Source organism: Cryobacterium sp. 10I5 (assembly GCF_035019865.1).
Lineage (GTDB): Bacteria > Actinomycetota > Actinomycetes > Actinomycetales > Microbacteriaceae > Cryobacterium > Cryobacterium breve_A.
The window spans coordinates 1-340 of record NZ_JASJVI010000230.1 but is presented as its reverse complement, the minus strand read 5'-3'; the positions used below and the strand labels follow the sequence as shown (position 1 = coordinate 340).

General features: G+C 62.6%; 1 pseudogene. It reads left to right on the top strand.

Going from position 1 to position 340, the window contains the following annotated elements:
* Window positions 1–243: pseudogene (locus tag QN350_RS19820) on the top strand (IS3 family transposase); the annotation flags it as partial.
* Window positions 244–340: the final 97 nt, after the last annotated feature.

Below are 340 nucleotides of genomic sequence, written 5' to 3'. Positions count from 1 at the left end.
GTCGAGGGTTACAACCACACCCACCGGCACACCGGCATCGGGCTGAACACGCCCGCCGACGTCCACTACGGCCTCGCATCCGGCAAAGCCGCAGAGCGGGCGGCGACCCTCGCCGCAGCCCGCGCCCGGAACCCGGAGCGCTTCAGCACCAACCTCGATCCGAAGATCCTCGCCACCCCCGACGCAGCCTGGATCAACAAGCCAGCCGAACCACAAGAAGAAGAAACGAAACTAGCCGCCTAAACTCACGCTGGCCTCATTCGCCTTGACGGTGATGATGGAAGTAGGCCGTGGAATGGTGTGACTCCAACCTTGACTGACGCTTCTTGAAGCTGTCCTT